The 17,174-nt window shown below is 70.7% G+C and carries 20 protein-coding genes; 14 read left to right on the top strand and 6 right to left on the bottom strand.

Features of this window, described 5'->3' with window-relative positions:
• Positions 1-83: 83 nt before the first annotated feature.
• Positions 84-1,142, bottom strand: coding sequence for an ABC transporter substrate-binding protein (locus ACIBQX_RS33765; RefSeq protein ID WP_397011738.1), 1,059 nt, complete (start codon positions 1,140-1,142; stop codon positions 84-86).
• A 17-nt stretch (positions 1,143-1,159) separates the two neighbouring features.
• A complete protein-coding gene (locus ACIBQX_RS33760; RefSeq protein WP_397011736.1) occupies positions 1,160-1,390 on the bottom strand; it encodes a hypothetical protein in 231 nt (76 codons plus the stop codon).
• Between the two features lie 115 nt (positions 1,391-1,505).
• Here ACIBQX_RS33760 and fdxA point away from each other — a divergent pair, with 115 nt between their 5' ends.
• The 3 genes from fdxA (at position 1,506) to ACIBQX_RS33745 (ending at position 3,837) form a co-directional block, all read left to right on the top strand.
• Positions 1,506-1,829, top strand: coding sequence for a ferredoxin (fdxA, locus tag ACIBQX_RS33755; RefSeq protein ID WP_397011734.1), 324 nt, complete (start codon positions 1,506-1,508; stop codon positions 1,827-1,829).
• A 162-nt stretch (positions 1,830-1,991) separates the two neighbouring features.
• Entirely contained in the window at positions 1,992-3,062 is a 1,071-nt protein-coding gene (gene dapC, locus ACIBQX_RS33750; protein ID WP_397011732.1) for a succinyldiaminopimelate transaminase, read from the top strand.
• A gap of 106 nt (positions 3,063-3,168) precedes the next feature.
• Positions 3,169-3,837 (top strand): DUF4178 domain-containing protein, encoded by a 669-nt coding sequence (locus tag ACIBQX_RS33745; RefSeq protein WP_397011730.1) that lies wholly within the window; start codon positions 3,169-3,171, stop codon positions 3,835-3,837.
• A gap of 4 nt (positions 3,838-3,841) precedes the next feature.
• Here ACIBQX_RS33745 and ACIBQX_RS33740 read toward each other — a convergent pair whose 3' ends face one another.
• Complete coding sequence (locus ACIBQX_RS33740) at positions 3,842-4,663, bottom strand: hypothetical protein (RefSeq protein ID WP_397011728.1); 822 nt, start codon at positions 4,661-4,663, stop codon at positions 3,842-3,844.
• Positions 4,664-4,700: 37 nt separating this feature from the next.
• Between ACIBQX_RS33740 and ACIBQX_RS33735 the strand changes: the two genes are divergently transcribed.
• From ACIBQX_RS33735 to ACIBQX_RS33710, 6 genes are all read left to right on the top strand, one after another.
• Complete coding sequence (locus tag ACIBQX_RS33735) at positions 4,701-5,534, top strand: 2,3,4,5-tetrahydropyridine-2,6-dicarboxylate N-succinyltransferase (protein WP_397011726.1); 834 nt, start codon at positions 4,701-4,703, stop codon at positions 5,532-5,534.
• On the top strand, positions 5,534-6,589 hold the full coding sequence (gene dapE / locus ACIBQX_RS33730; protein WP_397011724.1) for a succinyl-diaminopimelate desuccinylase: 1,056 nt from the start codon (positions 5,534-5,536) through the stop codon (positions 6,587-6,589). Before ACIBQX_RS33735 ends, dapE begins: the two co-directional genes overlap by 1 nt.
• 247 nt (positions 6,590-6,836) lie before the next feature.
• Positions 6,837-7,634 (top strand): TIGR00730 family Rossman fold protein, encoded by a 798-nt coding sequence (locus tag ACIBQX_RS33725; protein WP_397011722.1) that lies wholly within the window; start codon positions 6,837-6,839, stop codon positions 7,632-7,634.
• 35 nt (positions 7,635-7,669) lie between these two features.
• Positions 7,670-8,254: a TIGR00730 family Rossman fold protein gene (locus ACIBQX_RS33720; RefSeq protein ID WP_397011720.1), complete on the top strand. Its 585-nt coding sequence runs from the start codon at positions 7,670-7,672 to the stop codon at positions 8,252-8,254.
• A 70-nt stretch (positions 8,255-8,324) separates the two neighbouring features.
• Positions 8,325-9,023 (top strand): hypothetical protein, encoded by a 699-nt coding sequence (locus ACIBQX_RS33715; RefSeq protein WP_397011718.1) that lies wholly within the window; start codon positions 8,325-8,327, stop codon positions 9,021-9,023.
• Positions 9,020-9,589: a DNA-3-methyladenine glycosylase I gene (locus tag ACIBQX_RS33710; protein ID WP_397011716.1), complete on the top strand. Its 570-nt coding sequence runs from the start codon at positions 9,020-9,022 to the stop codon at positions 9,587-9,589. The genes ACIBQX_RS33715 and ACIBQX_RS33710 overlap by 4 nt, the downstream gene beginning before the upstream one ends.
• On the opposite strand, the gene ACIBQX_RS33705 is transcribed toward ACIBQX_RS33710, so the two are convergent.
• Positions 9,576-10,337 (bottom strand): enoyl-CoA hydratase-related protein, encoded by a 762-nt coding sequence (locus tag ACIBQX_RS33705; protein ID WP_397012229.1) that lies wholly within the window; start codon positions 10,335-10,337, stop codon positions 9,576-9,578. The genes ACIBQX_RS33710 and ACIBQX_RS33705 overlap by 14 nt on opposite strands.
• Positions 10,338-10,348: 11 nt before the next feature.
• Positions 10,349-11,125 (bottom strand): PaaX family transcriptional regulator C-terminal domain-containing protein, encoded by a 777-nt coding sequence (locus ACIBQX_RS33700; RefSeq protein ID WP_397011714.1) that lies wholly within the window; start codon positions 11,123-11,125, stop codon positions 10,349-10,351.
• Between the two features lie 179 nt (positions 11,126-11,304).
• Between ACIBQX_RS33700 and ACIBQX_RS33695 the strand changes: the two genes are divergently transcribed.
• Positions 11,305-11,472: a DUF3117 domain-containing protein gene (locus ACIBQX_RS33695; protein ID WP_020545024.1), complete on the top strand. Its 168-nt coding sequence runs from the start codon at positions 11,305-11,307 to the stop codon at positions 11,470-11,472.
• Between the two features lie 78 nt (positions 11,473-11,550).
• Entirely contained in the window at positions 11,551-12,996 is a 1,446-nt protein-coding gene (locus tag ACIBQX_RS33690; protein ID WP_397011712.1) for a leucyl aminopeptidase, read from the top strand.
• A gap of 37 nt (positions 12,997-13,033) precedes the next feature.
• On the opposite strand, the gene ACIBQX_RS33685 is transcribed toward ACIBQX_RS33690, so the two are convergent.
• Positions 13,034-13,672, bottom strand: a complete 639-nt coding sequence (locus ACIBQX_RS33685; protein WP_397011710.1) for an O-methyltransferase — start codon at positions 13,670-13,672, stop codon at positions 13,034-13,036.
• 161 nt (positions 13,673-13,833) lie between these two features.
• On the opposite strand from ACIBQX_RS33685, the gene sigE reads away from it, so the two are divergent.
• The 3 genes from sigE to ACIBQX_RS33670 all read left to right on the top strand — a co-directional run bounded on the left by sigE (position 13,834) and on the right by ACIBQX_RS33670 (position 17,161).
• On the top strand, positions 13,834-14,532 hold the full coding sequence (gene sigE / locus ACIBQX_RS33680; protein ID WP_397011708.1) for an RNA polymerase sigma factor SigE: 699 nt from the start codon (positions 13,834-13,836) through the stop codon (positions 14,530-14,532).
• A gap of 1 nt (position 14,533) precedes the next feature.
• Positions 14,534-15,076, top strand: a complete 543-nt coding sequence (locus ACIBQX_RS33675; RefSeq protein WP_397011706.1) for an anti-sigma factor family protein — start codon at positions 14,534-14,536, stop codon at positions 15,074-15,076.
• Between the two features lie 165 nt (positions 15,077-15,241).
• Positions 15,242-17,161, top strand: a complete 1,920-nt coding sequence (locus ACIBQX_RS33670) for a trypsin-like peptidase domain-containing protein (protein ID WP_397011704.1) — start codon at positions 15,242-15,244, stop codon at positions 17,159-17,161.
• The last annotated feature ends 13 nt before the right edge of the window (positions 17,162-17,174 follow it).

Below are 17,174 nucleotides of genomic sequence, written 5' to 3'. Positions count from 1 at the left end.
GTCAGACATCGGGCCCCCGTGGCCGTGCTGTCGATTCACTTTAGAGCCAGATTGTCTCTGCGACATATCAAGTCACATCGGTCTCACCCCACGCTTCGCGCCCACTCCTTCTTCAGGTAGGACTTACCCGCGTCGGTCTGCGGGATCGTCAGCAGCACGGGAGGCCCGGGGGCGACGGGCAGCTTGGCCGCCTGCTCGGTGTCGAGCGTGCCGCGCATGAGCATGGCCTCGGCGCGCGCCGGGCGGGCGTACCCCTTCTGAAGCAGGTTCTGGCCCTCGTCGGAGAAGAGGAACTCCTGCCAGAGCCGGGCGGCGGCCGGATGCGGCGCGTCCTTGTTGATGGCCTGCACGTGGTAGGAGCCGAGCGGCGCGTCGCGCGGGATCGTCACCTTCCAGGAGTCGGCGTCCTGGGCGCTGCGGGCGGCGTTGAGATGGTCCCAGCTGACGATCACGTTGGCGTGGGCGGGGTCGGTCAGCTGCCCGGCCTTCTTCAGCTTGCCGAACAGCTCCACCCCGCGCCGGGGCTGCGGGACGCCGCTCTGCAGGGATGCGGCCATCACGCCCTTGAAGGCCGCCGCCGAGCGCAGCGGGTCGCCGTCCAGCGCGACCTTGTAGCCGGGCTTGGCGAGATCGGCGAAGGAGACGGGCGCGGGCACGGCGCGGGGGTCGTACCCGATGGACATGTAGCCGCCGTAGGCGGCGTACCAGGCGCCGGCGGGGTCCTTGATGTGGTCCGGCAGGTCCTGCCAGCCCTGCACCCTGTACGGCGCGAACCTGCCGGCGGCGGACACCGCCACGTCCAGAGTCAGGTCGAACACGTCCGGCTTGAGCTGGGCGGCGGCGTCGACCGAGCGGCGGCTGCTCGCCTGGGGCTCCAGCTCCTTGACCTCGATGCCGTACGTGTCGGAGAAGGTGTCGATGATCTCGCCGTAGTTCACCCAGTCGCGGGGCAGCGCGACCACGGTCAGCGTGCCCTCCTGCTTGGCGGCCTGGGCGAGCCGCTCCATGGTCCCGAACCCCTCCTTCATGGAGGCGGCCTTGACGTTGACGGGCTTGCCGGGCTGGGCCGGCGTCGCGGGCGACGCGCCGCATCCGGCGCTGACGAGGATGGCAGTTACGGCTGCGCAGGTACGTACGGTCACACCATGAATACTCGCTGTTACGTTCGCCCAGGTCGAGGAGGCGCGGCGGGAACGACGCGCCCGGCCACCAGCGACTCTTCGGAGATCTCCACCACGGTGCCGTCGCGCTTGCGGATCCGCAGCACGCCGCCGGCCCACGATTCGAGCGTGCCCACGACGTCGCTGAAGCCTCCGGGGACCCTCCTGCGCGTGGTGATCCGGGCTCCGACGTCGGCGGCTGAGATAGTGATGACGAGGCGAGCGGCCACGAGTTTGCCACCCTCCGTTCCAGCCAGTTGGTCAGCACGGCAATACTAGGGCTTAGCAAACCGCGGTCAGAGTCATGCCCATGTGCGGAATGGTGCGGAGAAGAAGGAGCTCGAGGTGACCTACGTCATCGCGCAGCCTTGCGTGGACGTCCTGGACAAGGCGTGCATCGAGGAATGCCCCGTCGATTGCATCTACGAGGGCGAGCGCATGCTTTACATCCACCCCGACGAGTGCGTGGACTGCGGCGCGTGTGAGCCTGTGTGCCCGGTCGAGGCGATTTTCTACGAGGACGACCTTCCTGAGCAGTGGAAGGACTTCTACAAGGCCAACGTGGACTTCTTCGAGGACCTGGGCTCGCCCGGGGGCGCCTCGAAGGTCGGCAAGATCGAGAAGGACCACCCGGTCGTGGCGGCCCTGCCGCCGCAGGCCGAGGCGTAGCCGGCCGCCTGTCGTCACGGCTCACCCGCGGGCCGTCCGCCCGCGGGTCGGCCTCCCGTCCCCGGACGGGGGCGGCGTCACCGTGTCGTGCGGGCCGTTCGCCTGCGCGCGTGGTAAGCCGGTTGCACCTGCGGCGTGCGCCGACCGAAACCCTGGAGAACCATGAACAAACTGCCTGACTTCCCCTGGGATCGGCTGGAGCCGTACAAAGAACGCGCCCGCGCTCACCCCGACGGGATCGTGGACCTTTCGGTCGGCACCCCCGTCGACCCGGTGCCGCAGCTGATCCAGGACGCGCTGGTGCGGGCGGCCGACAGCCCCGGCTACCCCCTCACGCACGGCACCAAGGCGCTGCGCGAGGCGGCCGCCGGCTGGTTGCGCCGCAGGCAGGGCGTCATCGTCGACCAGCAGGACGTGCTGCCGGTGATCGGCTCCAAGGAGTTCGTCGCCTGGCTGCCCACCTATCTCGGCGCCAAGCGGGTCGTCTTCCCCGAGCTGGCCTACCCCACCTACGACGTGGGCGCCCGCCTGGCCGGAGCCGCCGCGACGGCCGCAGACGGCCTGCTCGCGCTCGGCCCGCAGCACGTCGACCTGGTCTGGGTCAACTCTCCCGGCAACCCCACCGGCAAGGTGCTGCCCGCCGAGCACCTGCGCAAGGTCGTCTCCTGGGCGCGTGAGCGCGGCGCGGTCGTCGCCTCCGACGAGTGCTACATCGAGCTCGGCTGGGAGGAGCGGCCCATCTCGATCCTGCACCCCGACGTCTGCGAGGGCTCGCACGACAACCTGCTGGCGCTGCACTCGCTGTCCAAGCGTTCCAACCTGGCCGGCTACCGCGCCGGGTTCGTGACCGGCGATCCCGTCCTGGTCAAGCGGCTGCTGGAGACCCGTAAGCACGCCGGCATGCTGATGCCCGGCCCGGTGCAGGCCGCGATGACGGCGGCGCTGGGCGACGACCGGCACGCCGACGAGCAGCGCGAGGTCTACGCCGCCCGCCGCGCCGCGCTGCGGCCCGTGCTGGAGGCGGCGGGCTGGCGCATCGACCATTCGGCCGCGGGCCTGTATCTCTGGGCGTCCAACGGGCAGAGCGCGTGGGACCAGGTAAGCCGGCTTTCCGAAATCGGGATTTTGGTCGCACCCGGTGATTTCTATGGATCAGCAGGTGGACGGCACATCCGCGTCGCGCTGACGGCGACCGACGAACGCGTCGGTGCGGCAGTGCGCCGCCTCCAGTAGTATCGCCCCGCAAGCGCCCCTCCATCGGGGAGGTCGGGGGTCGCTTGCAGGACAAATAGATAACGGGCGTTTGCCCAGGCTAACCGCGAGTGGAGCGAGCCGAACGATGAGCATGACCTCCATGGTCGTTCTCGGGCTGAGCATCGCCACCGTCCTCCTCCTCTTGGGGGCCTTCCTGGCCACCTTGCGACAGGACAGGAAGGGCCGCACGCCCGAGCAGCCGCTGGAGGCCGCTCCCGCCGAGCCCCCGTTGGCTGCGCCGGTCAGCGTGCCAGGGCATGCCGGTGCCGACTACGTCGACCCGCGCACCATCAAGGTGGGCGACAAGATCGGCGTGCACGGGTCGCAGGCCCGCGTGCTCGGCGTCGTGCACATCTCCTGGCAGGGGCAGGAATGGGTCGAATACCGGCTGCGCGACAGCGCCCGGCGGGTGCAGTGGCTGTCGGTGCAGTTACGCGGAGGGATGAACCCCGGCGACCCGACCCACCTTGAGGTGCTGCTGTGGACCGGCGTGCCCACCGAGGGCATGATCCCGGCGCGGAGCATGCTGATCATGGAGGGCGTCGAGTTCTTCCCGCTGGAGCGGGGCACCGCCGCGTTCCGGTCCGAAGGCAGCACCGGCATCCCCGACAGGGGCCTGCTCGACTTCGCCGACTACCGCGCCGGCGACGGGCGGTTGTTGTCCTTCGAGCGCATCCAGGGCGCATCCTGGACGGCCAGCTACGCCCAGCCCCTGGCGCCCGGCTCGATCACCATCGTCAGCCGCGCCTCCTGACCTGTCAGGCCAGCTCGACCTTCCTGGCGCCCGCCTTGCCGCCCTCCTGCCAGTCCTTCTGGCGCATGTCGTTGGTCCAGGTGGCGCCGCTGTAGGCGACCCGGCGCAGGTCGTACTTCTGCGCGTGGGCCACCGACCAGGCGGCGACAAGCCAGCCGCGCCGCGCGCTGGTGATGGACGTGCTGCCGAGCGCCCGGGTGAGCTGGCGGCGGGCCTCGCCCGCGCGCGGGCGAGGCGTGGCGCTCTGCCCGTCCTCCGGCGGATACCAGCAGTGCAGGGCCCGGGGGGCGCGGCCGGTGAACGCCTGGGCCAGGATCTTGGCCTCCTCCTCGTGCGGCGCGTAGGCCTCGCCGGCGGCAGAGCGCTGCACCGCCTGGGCGGCCTCGGCCAGCGGCATCTTGCGGTAGCCCTTGATCTTCGCCAGCGCGGCGAAGAACTTGTTGGTGGCGTAGACGGGGTCCAGGAGCTGTTTCTTCTTCCCCCAGCCCTGGGACTCGCGCTGCTGGAACACGCCGACCGAGTCGCGGTCGCCGTAGCCGACGTTGTAGAGCTTCGACTCCTGCAGCGCCGTCGCGTAGGCGATCACCACGGCGCGCTCGGGCAGCTTGCGCCGGGCCGCGACCGCCGCGATCGTGGCGGAGATCTGCGCCTGCTCGATGTCCAGGCCCCGGTCCCCCAGGGGGGTGCGCACGGTGCAGAAGGCCTCGGGCACGACCATCGGGTCGGCGCGTTTGAGCAGTTGGTAGAGGCCGAAGGTGATCCCCACCGCGAGGACGACGACGACCACCGCGATGGTGATGACTCCCCGGGAGAAGCGCAGGTGCACGCTGAGAAACCTACCCGGCCAGATAGGCTCCGTGCCCATGAAGGACGTGAGCACTCTGTCACCGGTACCCGCGGTGATAGACGCGTTGTGGGAGCGCCGCGCCGAGCTGTCACCGGCGGACCACGAGGCGCGCGCCGCCGTGGCCGGCGCCGTCGACCTGCTCGACCAGGGCAGGGCGCGGGCCGCCTGGCCGTCCGGCGACACGGTCGTCGTGGACGAGCGGGCCAAGCGGGCCATCCTGCTGAGCTTCAAGGTGCTCGGGCTGACCAGGTCGCAGGTGGGCGACTTCCACCATCACGACCGGCTGCCGCTCAAGAACACCCTGGACGGCGTGCGCGTGGTGCCCGGCGCCATCGCGCGCTGGGGCTCCTACCTGGCGCCGGGCGTGGTGCTGATGCCGTCCTTCACCAACATCGGCGCGTACGTCGACAGCGGCACCATGGTCGACACCTGGGCCACCGTCGGCTCCTGCGCGCAGATCGGCAAGAACGTCCACCTGTCCGGCGGCGTGGGCATCGGCGGCGTGCTGGAGCCGCCGAACGCGGCCCCGGTGATCGTCGAGGACGAGGCCCTGATCGGCAGCCGCGCCATGATCGTGGAGGGCGCCCGGGTGGGCCGCGGGGCGGTCGTCGGCGCCGGCACGATCCTGTCCGCCTCCATGCCGGTGATCGACGTGACGACCGGCGAGGAGCTGAGCCGCGGCCGGATCCCCGACTGGTGCGTCGCGGTGGGCGGCACCCGCCAGAAGGACTTCCCCGGCGGCACGTTCGGCCTGCCCTGCGTGCTGGTGCTCAAGCGCCTGGAGCCGGGGCAGCGGCACGACAAGGCAGCGCTCAACGAGGCGCTGCGCGAACACGGAGTGAACACCTGATGCTGGATCTCACGCAGGACGTGCGCGCCCTGACCGCGGCCATCGTCGACATCGAGTCGGTGAGCGGTGCCGAGCAGGCGCTGGCCGACCAGGTGGAGCGGGCGCTGATCACCCTGCCGCACCTGAAGGTGGACAGATCGGGGCAGACCATCGTCGCCCGTACCGAGCTCGGCCGGGATGAGCGAGTGCTGATCGCCGGCCACCTCGACACCGTCCCCGTCGCCGCCAACCTGCCCAGCCGTGTCGAAGGCGACCTCCTCTACGGCTGCGGCACCTCCGACATGAAGGCCGGGGTGGCGGTCGCGCTGAAGCTGGCCGCCACGGTGCCCGTCCCCAACCGCGACGTCACGTACGTCTTCTACGACTGCGAGGAGATCGAGGCCGACCGCAACGGGCTCACCAGGATCACCCGCGACCACGCCGACTGGCTGACCGCCGACTTCGCGGTGCTGATGGAGCCCACCGACGGGGTGATCGAGGGCGGCTGCCAGGGGACCGTGCGCGCCGAGATCGTGGTGACCGGCAAGCGGGCGCACAGCGCCAGGTCGTGGTTCGGGGTCAACGCCATCCATGGCATCGAGCCGGTGCTGGCCAGGCTCAACGCCTACCAGGAGAGGCTGCCGGTCGTCGACGGGCTGGAGTACCACGAGGGGCTCAACGCGGTCGGCGTGCGCGGCGGCGTCGCCGGCAACGTGATCCCGGACGAGTGCGTGGTCACGGTCAACTACCGCTTCGCCCCGGACCTGACGGTCGAGCAGGCCCAGGAGCACGTGCGGGAGGTTTTCGACGGCTACGAGGTCCGCTTCGTGGACGCGGCGCCCGGCGCGCGGCCGGGGCTCACCCACCCGGTGGCCGCCGCGTTCACCGCCGCGGTCGGCGGCACACCCCGGGCCAAGCTGGGCTGGACGGACGTGGCCCGCTTCTCAGCGCTGGGCGTGCCGGCCGTCAACTACGGCCCCGGCGACCCCAACCTGGCCCACCAGCAGGGCGAATACGTGTCACTGGCGAAGATCGCAGACAGCGAGCGGGCGATGCTCGCCTGGCTCGCGTCGTGACGGGACCCCGGACAACGTGAAAGTGGCTCTCCTCGCCGGCCATTTGGCGGGGAGAGCCACTTTCAGTCCCGAGCAGCACCCTCGCCGGTTAGACGCAGGCTCCGCGAAATTCGGTTCCAGGTTTCACGGGAAGTTTTTCAAGATTCTTCTGAGCGGCCTCCGCGACCGGCCCTGAGCCAGGTAGAGCTGGGTACCAGCAGGCCAGAGCGGCCATGGGAATGCATGTGGAAGGGCTAGCGTGACCAACATGAAAGCAACACGCCGCGAAAGGCGCCGGGGACAGGCCGTGCTCCGGGGCAACATGGTGGACGACAGCACGCACGACCAGCGTCTGCTGGCCCGGCAGGGGCCGGCCGACTGGGTGCACATGGACCCGTGGCGGGTGCTGCGCATCCAGTCGGAGTTCGTGGAGGGCTTCGGCCAGCTCGCCGAGCTGCCCCGCGCCGTCACCGTGTTCGGCTCCGCCAGGACCCCCGGCGACTCGCCCGACTACACGCTGGGCCGTGAGCTCGGCACCGCCCTGGCCCGCAGCGGCTACGCCGTGATCACCGGCGGCGGCCCCGGCGTCATGGAGGCCGCCAACCGCGGTGCCACCGAGGTCGAGGGCGGCGTTTCGGTCGGGCTCGGCATCGAGCTCCCCTTCGAGCAGCGCATGAACGACTACGTGGACCTCGGCATCGAGTTCCGCTACTTCTTCGTACGCAAAACCATGTTCGTCAAGTACTCCTGCGGCTTCATCGCCCTGCCCGGCGGCTTCGGCACGCTCGACGAGCTGTTCGAGGCGCTGACCCTGGTGCAGACCGGCAAGGTCACCTCCTTCCCCGTCGTGCTGATGGGCACGGAGTTCTGGGGCGGCCTGATGGACTGGATCAAGGGAAGCCTGCTCGGCTCCGGCAAGATCGCACCCCAGGACCTCGACCTGATCACCGTCACCGACGACGTGGACGAGGCCGTGCGCCTCATCATGGACGCCGACCGGGCCAGGTCCGAGGTGGACCGGGAGGAGGAGCGGGCCGTCGGGGCCCAGGTGGCCGAGCCGCAATAGGCCGGCCGCTGAGCCGGCCAATAAGCTGGCTCGTCGTGAACATCTGCGTCTACTGCTCCTCCAGCCAGCACATCGACGACAAGTACCTCGACCTGGCCGCCGAGGTCGGCGCCGAGCTCGCCCGGCGTGGCCACACCCTGGTGAGCGGCGGCGCCACCGTCTCCTGCATGGGCGCCGTCACCACGGCCGCGCGGGCCGCCGGCGGCCACACGGTCGGGGTGATCCCCCAGGTGCTCGTGGACATCGAGGTGGCCGACAGGGACTCCGGCGAGCTGATCGTCACGGCCGACATGCGCGAGCGCAAAGGCGTCATGGACGCCCGCTCCGACGCCTTCCTCGTGTTGCCGGGCGGCATCGGCACGTTGGAGGAGCTGTTCGAGATCTGGACGGCCAGGGTGCTCGGCATCCATGACCGCGCCCTGGTGATCCTCGACCCCTGGGGCCTCTACCAGCCGCTCAGAGACCTGGTGACCGGCATGTACGACCAGGGTTTCACCCGGGCGAACGTCTTCGACGCCATCTCCTGGACCACCACCGTCGAGCAGGCCTTCGCCCATCTGGAAGGCCGTCCCCAGCCGGTACGGCCCAGCGTCGAGGAGCTGGGGGAGGCGGCGGGCTGAAGAGTCCCGTCCGGCACCGGGCGCGGCAAGTGCGGGACTCGTGCCCTGGTGGTATGAGTACGATGCCAATGTGCTGGTCATACTCGCCATCGCCGCGCTCGCCATCCTGGTCTGCGTGGTGCTGGTCTCCCTGGGCAAGGGCGGTGAGCTGACCGAGTTCCCGCCGGACGTGCCGCCACTCAACCTGCCCGAAGCCGGGCAGCTGACGGCTGTCGACTTCATGGCGCTCGAGCTGCCGGTCAACCTCGTCGGCTATCACACGCAGTCGGTCGACGAGACGCTGCGCCGAGCCGCCACCGCGATCAGCGCCCGCGACACCAGGATCGCGGTTCTGGAGCAGCGAGTCTCCGAGCTGCTGTCGCGCAGGCTGTACGCCCGCCAGGAGGCCTACGCGGCCCCCGGCGGCGGCCCACGCACCGACCACGAGCCCGAGGCGCCCGCCACGCCGCGAGACCTGCCGGAGGAGGGCGACTCGCCGTCCGAGTCCGGCGACCACCTGCCGCAGGCGGTGAACGGCAATCCGGACCACGCTCCCGTCAGGTGGGGGGATCGGGAGGCGGCCGAGGCCCCTGAGGCAGCCGAGGCGGCTGAGGCGGCTCCTGAGGAGGCCGCCGCGGACGCTGACGGCGGCTCGCAGATGAGCACGAAGACGGGTACGAAGACGGGCACGGAGACGGGCACCGAGACGGGCACGGAGACGGGCGCGACGGGCTCCGAGCAGGAGCCCGCGAGCGCCATGCTCGGCAAGGCCTCGGACGAGCGCCAGTGAACGAGATCATCCGATGCGCCTGGGCGGGCATGACGGACCCGCTCTACCTCGCCTACCACGACGAGGAGTGGGGCCGGCCGGTCCGAGGCGACGACAAGGTCTTCGAGCGCGTGACGCTGGAGGCGTTCCAGTCGGGGCTGTCGTGGCTGACGATCCTCCGCAAGCGCGACAACTTCCGCGCGGCGTTTGACGGCTTCTCCATCGCGAAGGTGGCCGCCTACACCGAGCAGGACGTCGAGCGGCTGCTCGGCGACGCCGGCATCGTGCGCAACCGGGCCAAGGTGCGAGCGGCGATCGTCAACGCCAGGGCCGCCCTGGAAGTCCCCGGCGGCCTGTCGGACCTCGTCTGGCGCTACGCCGATCCGTCGCTCCCGGCGCCCAGGTCCATGGCCGACGTCCCGGCCGTCACACCGGCCTCCAAGGCGCTGGCCAAGGAGCTGAAGAAACACGGCTTCACCTTCGTCGGCCCCACCACCGCCTACGCCCTGATGCAGGCCATCGGCCTGGTCAACGACCACGTCGAGGGCTGCGTGGCCCGCGTCACCCCCCGGCTCAGCGACCGGTGAAGACCGGGCGTTCCTTGGCGAGGAAGGACTTCGTCGCGCTCAGGTGATCCCTGGTGGCGGCGCACTCGTCCTGCAGGTCGGCCTCCAGGGCCAGCGCCTCCGGCAACGTGTGCGTCGCCGCGTACGCCAGCGCCCGCTTGGTGGCGGCGAAGGCCCTCGTCGGTCCGCCGGCGAGCCGCCGGGCGAGCTCCCCGGCGGTCTTGAGCACCTCGTCGGCGGGCACCACGCGGGTGACCAGGCCGAGCTCCAGCGCGCGAGTCGCGTCGACGGGCTCGCCGAGCAGCATCAGCTCGCTCGCGCGGCCGAAACCGACCAGGCGCTGCAGCGTCCAGGAGGCGCCGGAGTCCGGGGCCAGCCCGATGCCGGAGAAGGCCAGCGCGAACTTGGCCTTCTCCGAGGCGACCCGCAGGTCACAGGCGAAGGCGAGCGAGGCGCCCGCGCCGGCGGCCACCCCGTTCACCGCGGCCACGACGGGTTTGTCCATGGTGGTGAGCAGCTCGACGATCGGGTTGTAGTGCTCGCGCACGGTGTCGGCCAGGCCGCGGCCCGCCTCCAGGTTGGCCGCGTGCTCGTGCAGGTCCTGACCCGCGCAGAAGGCCCGGCCCGAGCCGGTGAGCAGGACGGCGCGCACCTCCTGGTCGCTCGCCGCCCGCCGCAGCGCCTCCAGCAGCGCGGTCTTGACCTCGGCCGTCAGCGAGTTCATCGCGTCGGGGCGGTCGAGCGTGACGGTGGCGACGGCTTCGGTCATCTCGTAGCGAATCAATGCAGCTCCCTGTCGACGAACGCGGCGGCTGCGGGCAGCAGCCTGGCGGCCTCATGCTCGAAGAAGGCCCGCGCCTTCTCGCCCGGCCAACCGGCCGGCAGCAGCTCGGGTGGCAGGCCGGGGTCGCGGAACAGGAAATTTCGCCATCCGTGGACGAGCTTGCTCCTGGTCGCGAACACCCGGTCGGCCGATGCCCTCTCCGGCAGGGCGCTGACCAGCGTGACAGCCTCGGCGTGCCAGCTCTCGTACGCCTCGCCGATGGCGGTCAGATCCCACGCCCGCGCGACCAGTTCGCGCGGGTCGCCGTCGAGCGTCGCGTCGAACCTGTCGGCGCGCACGCCCTCGCCGTCGAGCAGGTTGTCCAGCTCGACGGCGGATCGGGGGCCGATCCAGGTCGTCTCCGACAGCGCGGCGTACCCGAGGAAGGTGAGGTCGGCCCTGATCCGTTCGCGGCGCGGACGCTCCTTGATCGGACCGAAGACGATCACATGCCAGTGGCCGTGCCAGGTCAGTGTTCCGGCTCGGTAAATTCTTAGCGCCGCCTCATCCAGCCGCCTGACGCACTTCGGGGTGAGCCCGTAGCCCGCCCCCTGAGGAAGCCTCAGCGGCTGCAGCCATCCCTGCCGGACCATGCGGGAAACGGCCGTACGCACTGCCGGAGCGGCTATTTCCAGCGGATTCATCAGCCGGACGAGCGCGGCCACGGACGCCTGCCCACCGCGCGAGCGCAGGTGGTCCCCATAGAGGTCGAACAGAGCGGCGCGTGCGTGCACGAAGTCCAGTTTGGACCCCTTCGCCACCTTGGACAACGCATTCTGGGAGGAGATCGTTACCCATGAGGGCTCTCGATGCGGGAGAATAGGACATCACAGAAGACGTGAATGCGCCGACCTCCCCCATGGAGGCCGGAAATCGCGGGCCGCGGGAGCCCAAGGCAGGAAGGGATGCACGCATGGCGGCGATGAAGCCGCGGACCGGCGATGGTCCGCTCGAGGTCACCAAGGAAGGGCGCGGCATTGTCATGCGAGTCCCCCTGGAGGGTGGCGGACGGCTCGTCGTGGAGATTTCCGCCGACGAAGCGAAGGCGCTCGGCGAGGCGTTGAAGAACGTCGTCGGCTGAGAGCTCCCGAGACAACTTTTCCGGCCCCACGACCCTGGCGTACCTGGCGCCAGGGTCGCTGACGTTGAAGGAGTGACAGTGCCCATTGAGACCGCCGCGTTGGTGGTCGCCGACGTTCCCGCCGACGCCGACCTGCTCGCCGTTCCTTACTCCTCGGAGCTGAATCCCGCGCTCGCGGTCGACCTGCACGTGCCTGTCGCCGACCTGCTCGCTCATTACGAGGCCAAGGGTGAGGCGGGCGAGATCGTCGAAGTCCCGGTGGCGCGGGAAGGCGGTGTCGGCCGGGTGCTGCTCTACGGCGTGGGCGACGGCTCCCCCCGGGCCTTGCGCAGGGCGGCGGCCGCGGTCAGCCGCCGGGCGCGCGGCAGGGAGGGGATCGCCGTGGTGGTGCCGGACGGTGACGTCACGGTGTTCGCCGAGGCCGCGCTGCTCGCCTGCTACTTCTTCAAGATCGGCACACCCGGCAAGAAGCCCGTGGCCGCGATCACCTTCGTCGGCGCCGACGAGCAAGGCGTACGACGCGGCCGGATCCTGGCGCGGGCGGTCGCGCTCGCCCGGGACCTGGCCAACACGCCGGCGTCGGTCAAGACCCCCGCCTGGCTCGCCGACCGCGCGGTCGAACAGGCCGTCGGGCAGGCCGTCGGGCAGGGCGGCGGACAGGGCGTCACCGCTCGGGTGTGGGACGAGGAGCAGCTCAAGGCCGGCGGGTTCGGCGGGCTCGTCGCCGTCGGCATGGGCTCGGCCAACCCGCCCCGGCTCATCCAGCTCTCCTACACGCCCGCCGAGCCGGCCACCCGGCATGTCGTGCTCGTGGGCAAGGGCATCACGTTCGACTCCGGCGGCCTGTCGCTGAAGCCGACGGCGAACATGAAGACCCAGAAGACCGACATGGCCGGCGGCGCCGCCGTCATCGCCGTCCTCGGCGCGCTGGCCGAGCTCGGCGCACCCGTCCGGGTCACCGGCCTCATCGCCTCGGCCGAGAACATGCCGTCCGGCACCGCCCAGCGCCCCAGCGACGTGATCACGCAGTACGGCGGCCGCACGGTCGAGGTGCTCAACACCGACGCCGAGGGGCGGCTGGTGCTGGCCGACGCGCTCGCCTACGCCGACGCCGAGCTCGACCCCGACGTGGTCGTCGACATCGCCACCCTCACCGGCGCGATCACGGTGGCGCTGGGGCGCGACGTCGGCGCCGTCTACTCCACCGACGACGACCTCGCCAAGCAGCTCGTGGACGCCGGTCAGTCGAGCGACGACAAGCTGTGGCGGATGCCGCTGATCGAGGACTACGCCGCCGGGCTGCGCTCCTCCATCGCGGACCTGTCCAACGTCGAGATCGGCTCCACCTACGGGGGCGGCTCCATCACGGCGGCGCTGTTCCTGCGCGAGTTCGCGGGCAAGAGGTCCTGGGCGCACCTGGACATCGCGGGCGTGGGGCGCAGCACGGTGGACGAGGGCGTCCTGGCCAAGGGCGCCACCGGGTTCGGCGTGCGGGTGCTCCTGGAGTGGCTGACCAAGCCGTAGCCGAGCCGTAGCCGAGCGTACGGCCTGCTATTCGGCTCTATTCGGCGATCTTGACCGCGGCGAGCAGACCGTCGCCCAGCGGCATCAGCAGCGAGCGCAGGCGGTCGTCCGCCTGCACGAGCTTGCCCAGCTCGCGCAGCGACACCGTGTCAGGGTCACGCTGCGCGGGATCGGCCACCCGGTTGTGCCACAGCACGTTGTCGAAGGCCACGATCCCGCCCACCCGCAGCAGGCGTACGGACTCCGCCAGGTAGTCGGCGTACTCCTGCTTGGCGGCGTCGGCGAAGACCAGGTCGTAGCCGCCGTCGGAGAGCCGCGGCAGCACGTCGAGCGCCCGGCCCGCGATCAGCCGCACCCGCCCGCCCGCGAACCCGGCCTCCGCGAACGCCTGACGCGCCAGCCGCTGGTGCTCCGGCTCCACGTCGACGCTCGTCAGCGTGCCGTCGGCGCGCATGCCGCGCAGCAGCCACAGGCCCGAGACGCCGCAGCCGGTGCCGACCTCGACGACCGACTTGGCGTTGAGCGCGGTGGCGAGGAAACAGAGCGCCGCTCCGCCACCGGGAAGGATGGGCGGAGCCCCCATTTCCAGCCCGCGCTGCCGCGCCGCGTGCAGGATCTCATCCTCATGATGGAACTGCTCCGCATAGGCCAGAGTGGCCTCTACCGGACTGGTCATCGGCCTCCTCCCCCCACTTTCGTGCGATTGGTCACCGATCGCAGCCTAGGGGAGACACGCCGGGACGGGAACTCAGGAGGGCCTCGAGGCGTTGCAGGTTTAAACGGGCTTTGCCGGTCTGGAAGGCAGCCAGTGCGCACGGAGGGACAAAACCAGGCACTATGGCGGTAGCGGTGGTCCCAGAGAGAGGAGTGCTGGTGGACGAAAGTGACCACCAGGCTGATACTCCGATGCCAAATGCGCCCGAGTCCGGCGCGATGTCAAACGTGCCAGAGTCCGGTGTGAGTTCAAGCGCGCCTGAACCCGACTGGACTCCTCCGTCGTGGGACGAGGTGGTGCGGAACCATTCCGCACGCGTCTATCGCCTGGCCTACCGTCTGACGGGCAATGTTCACGATGCCGAGGACCTCACTCAGGAGGTCTTCGTCCGGGTCTTCCGATCGCTGTCGAGCTACACGCCCGGCACGTTCGAAGGCTGGCTGCACCGGATCACGACCAACCTGTTCCTCGACATGGCGCGGCGCAAGCAGCGCATCAGGTTCGAGGGGCTCGCCGACGACGCCGCCGAGCGGCTTCGCGGTCGTGAGCCGTCACCGGCGCAGGCATTCGACGACGCACACCTCGAGCCGGACATTCAGGCCGCGCTCGACGCGCTCACCCCGGAGTTCCGGGCGGCGATCGTGCTGTGCGACATCGAAGGCCTGTCGTACGAGGAGATCGCGGCCACGCTCAGCGTCAAGCTGGGGACGGTCCGGAGCCGTATACATCGTGGCCGGGCGCAGTTGCGCGAGGCGCTCGAGCATCGGGCTCCCCGTAATTCCCAACTCCCCCCGACCTTCACCCGTGGGGAGGAAGTCTGACATGGCTCATCTTGGTGAACGTGTATCCGCGCTCGTGGACGGCGAGCTCAATCACGCCGAGCGCGAACGCGCCCTTGCCCATCTGACGTTCTGCGCCGACTGCAGGCGGGAGGTGGACTCGACGCGGGCGCTCAAGTCGCGCCTGCGCTCGATGGACCATCCGCCGATGCCGGCCGATCTCACGATGTCGCTCCTGCGCATGTCCGAGCCCGGCGGGCCGTTGCCGCCCCGGGAGCGGCCTTTCCCTACCCGGACGTTCGGCGGCGTGCCGATCCCTGGGCCGCACAGCATCGCCCCTTTGGACAACCGCCCGGGAAGGGGCGCCCATGGTGGCGCTTCTTCGGGTCCGGGCCGCGGCGGTAGAAGCCGCCGCACCACCTACGTGGCGGTCAGCGTGGTGTCCGCGGCCGTCGCGCTCGGCACGTTCTTCGCCGTGTCCGGCGCCGGGCAGCAGGGCACGCCGCCGGCGGTCGAGCTGGTCAAGCGGGTGCAGCAGCCGCCCTCGGTGACGCCGACAGCCCCGCCGTCCACCGCCACACCCTGAAAGCCCGGCCCTGCTGGGATACTCGTGATGGCGTAGTCCGTGGTGTGGGGGGCATACGATCTGAGATCGGGATTTGTCAGAGCATTTACTGACAACTGCTTTACGACTCTCGTATGCCGATCCCGCCATGATTGCGGTGTCCGAGCAAGGAGTGGTGAGAACTAGATGACCGACGAGACGCGCCCCACCGAAGGACGCACGCCGTCGGACAGCTCCGGGCCACAGGGAAGGCCGGAGTTCCTGCCGGCGGGTGGGCAGCCGGAGCAGTCCGGCGAGCCATCCGGCAGTCCGTGGGGCGACCCCTCGGGCAGCGGCAACTCCTACGACGACAACGCGTTCGGCGCCCGCCGTGGCGACACCCGCGCGTACGACGGCCCCGCCTTCGGGGCGAACCCGTCCTTCAGCGGCGACAACCCGTTCGCCAGACCCCCCGGCAACGACGGCCCGTCCTTCCGGACCGGCGCCGAGAACTCCGCCTTCCCACCGCCCGGCGGCGAAGGCCCGTCCTTCCGGCCCAGCGGTGAGAGCCCCGCCTTCCAGTCCCCGGGTGGTGAAGGCCCGGCTTTCCGGCCCGGCGGTGGTGAAAGATCCCCGTTCCAGCGGCCCGGTGGCGACGACTCCGCCTTTCAGCGGCCTGGCGGTGACGACTCCGCCTTTCAGCGGCCCGGTGGTGACGACTCCGCCTTCGGCCCCGGTCCCTCCTTCGGCAGCCCCAGCGGGGAAGGCCCCGGTTTCGGCCATCCGAGCGGCGAGACCCAGACGTTCGGCGATCCGCGGGGTGACGGTTTCGGCAACCCCGGAGGCTCGAACTACGGCACCTCGGAGTGGCCGTTCTTCGGCAACCAGGGCCGCGGCAGCATCCCGCCCCCACCGCCGAACGCCCTCGGCATGGGGCCGGCCTGGGCGCCACCGCCTCCGGGCGGCTCGCCGGGCGGCGCCACGGCCGCGGGCAGGCGCGGTCCCAGCACCGCGTTCCTCGTCGTGCTCGCCACGGTCATCGCGCTCACCGCGTCCCTGCTCGGCAGCGCGGGGACGTACCTGCTGACCAGGCCGAGCGGCGGCACCGACCCCAGCTACAGCCTTCCCCAGGCGCCGACCGGCGCCACCAACCGGGCGCCCGACTCCGTCGCCGGTGTCGCCTCCCGGGTGCTGCCCAGCGTGGTCTCCCTCGAAGTCGGCAACGGCGGCAACACCGAGGGCGCGAGCGGCTCAGGCTTCCTGATCAAGGACGGGTACGTGGTGACCAACAACCACGTGGTCGCCCTGGCCGCCAAGGACGGCGTGATCAAGATCATGTTCAACAACCGCAAGACCACGACCGCCCGCATCGTCGGCCGTGACCCCGGCTCCGACCTGGCCGTGGTCAAGCCCGAGGAGACCTTCGGCACCCCGGAGGCCAGGCTCGGCAACTCCGACCAGGTCGTCGTCGGCGACCCGGTGATCGCGATCGGCTCGCCGCTGGGCCTGACGGGCACGGTCACCACCGGCATCGTCAGCTCCATGAACCGCCCGGTCATCGCGGGCGACGAGAGCGGCGCCAGCGGCGAGGAGCCCGCCTACATCAGCGCCATCCAGACCGACGCGGCCATCAACCCCGGCAACTCGGGCGGCCCGCTGGTCAACGGCAACGGCGAGGTCATCGGCGTCAACTCCGCCATCGCCACCCTGAGCCGCTCCATGACCAACCAGAGCGGCAGCATCGGCCTCGGCTTCGCCATCCCGGTCAACCAGGCCCGCCGCGTGGCGCAGGAGCTGGTCACCACGGGCAAGGCCAAGCGCCCCAAGATCGGCATCGTGCTGGACCGGGAGTACACCGGCGAAGGCGTCCGCATCGCCACCGGCAACCTGGGCGGCCGGCCGTCGGTGGACAAGGACGGCCCCGCCCACCAGGCGGGCCTCAAGCCCGGCGACGTGATCGTGGAGATCGACAGCGTACGCCTGCAGGACGGCAACGAGCTGATCGCGCTGATCCGCAGCAAGGCGCCCGGCGCCAAGCTCACCATCAAGTACGAGCGCGACAACGAGGAGCACACGGCGACCCTGACGGTGAGCGCCGACGAGGAACCAGCGCCCACCCCGTCCTGACACGCCCGCCCGC

Source organism: Nonomuraea sp. NPDC049714, assembly GCF_044465295.1.
Classification (GTDB): Bacteria; Actinomycetota; Actinomycetes; order Streptosporangiales; family Streptosporangiaceae; genus Nonomuraea.
The sequence above is the reverse complement of the archived record's forward strand: the minus strand, read 5'-3'. Positions and strand labels throughout refer to the sequence as shown.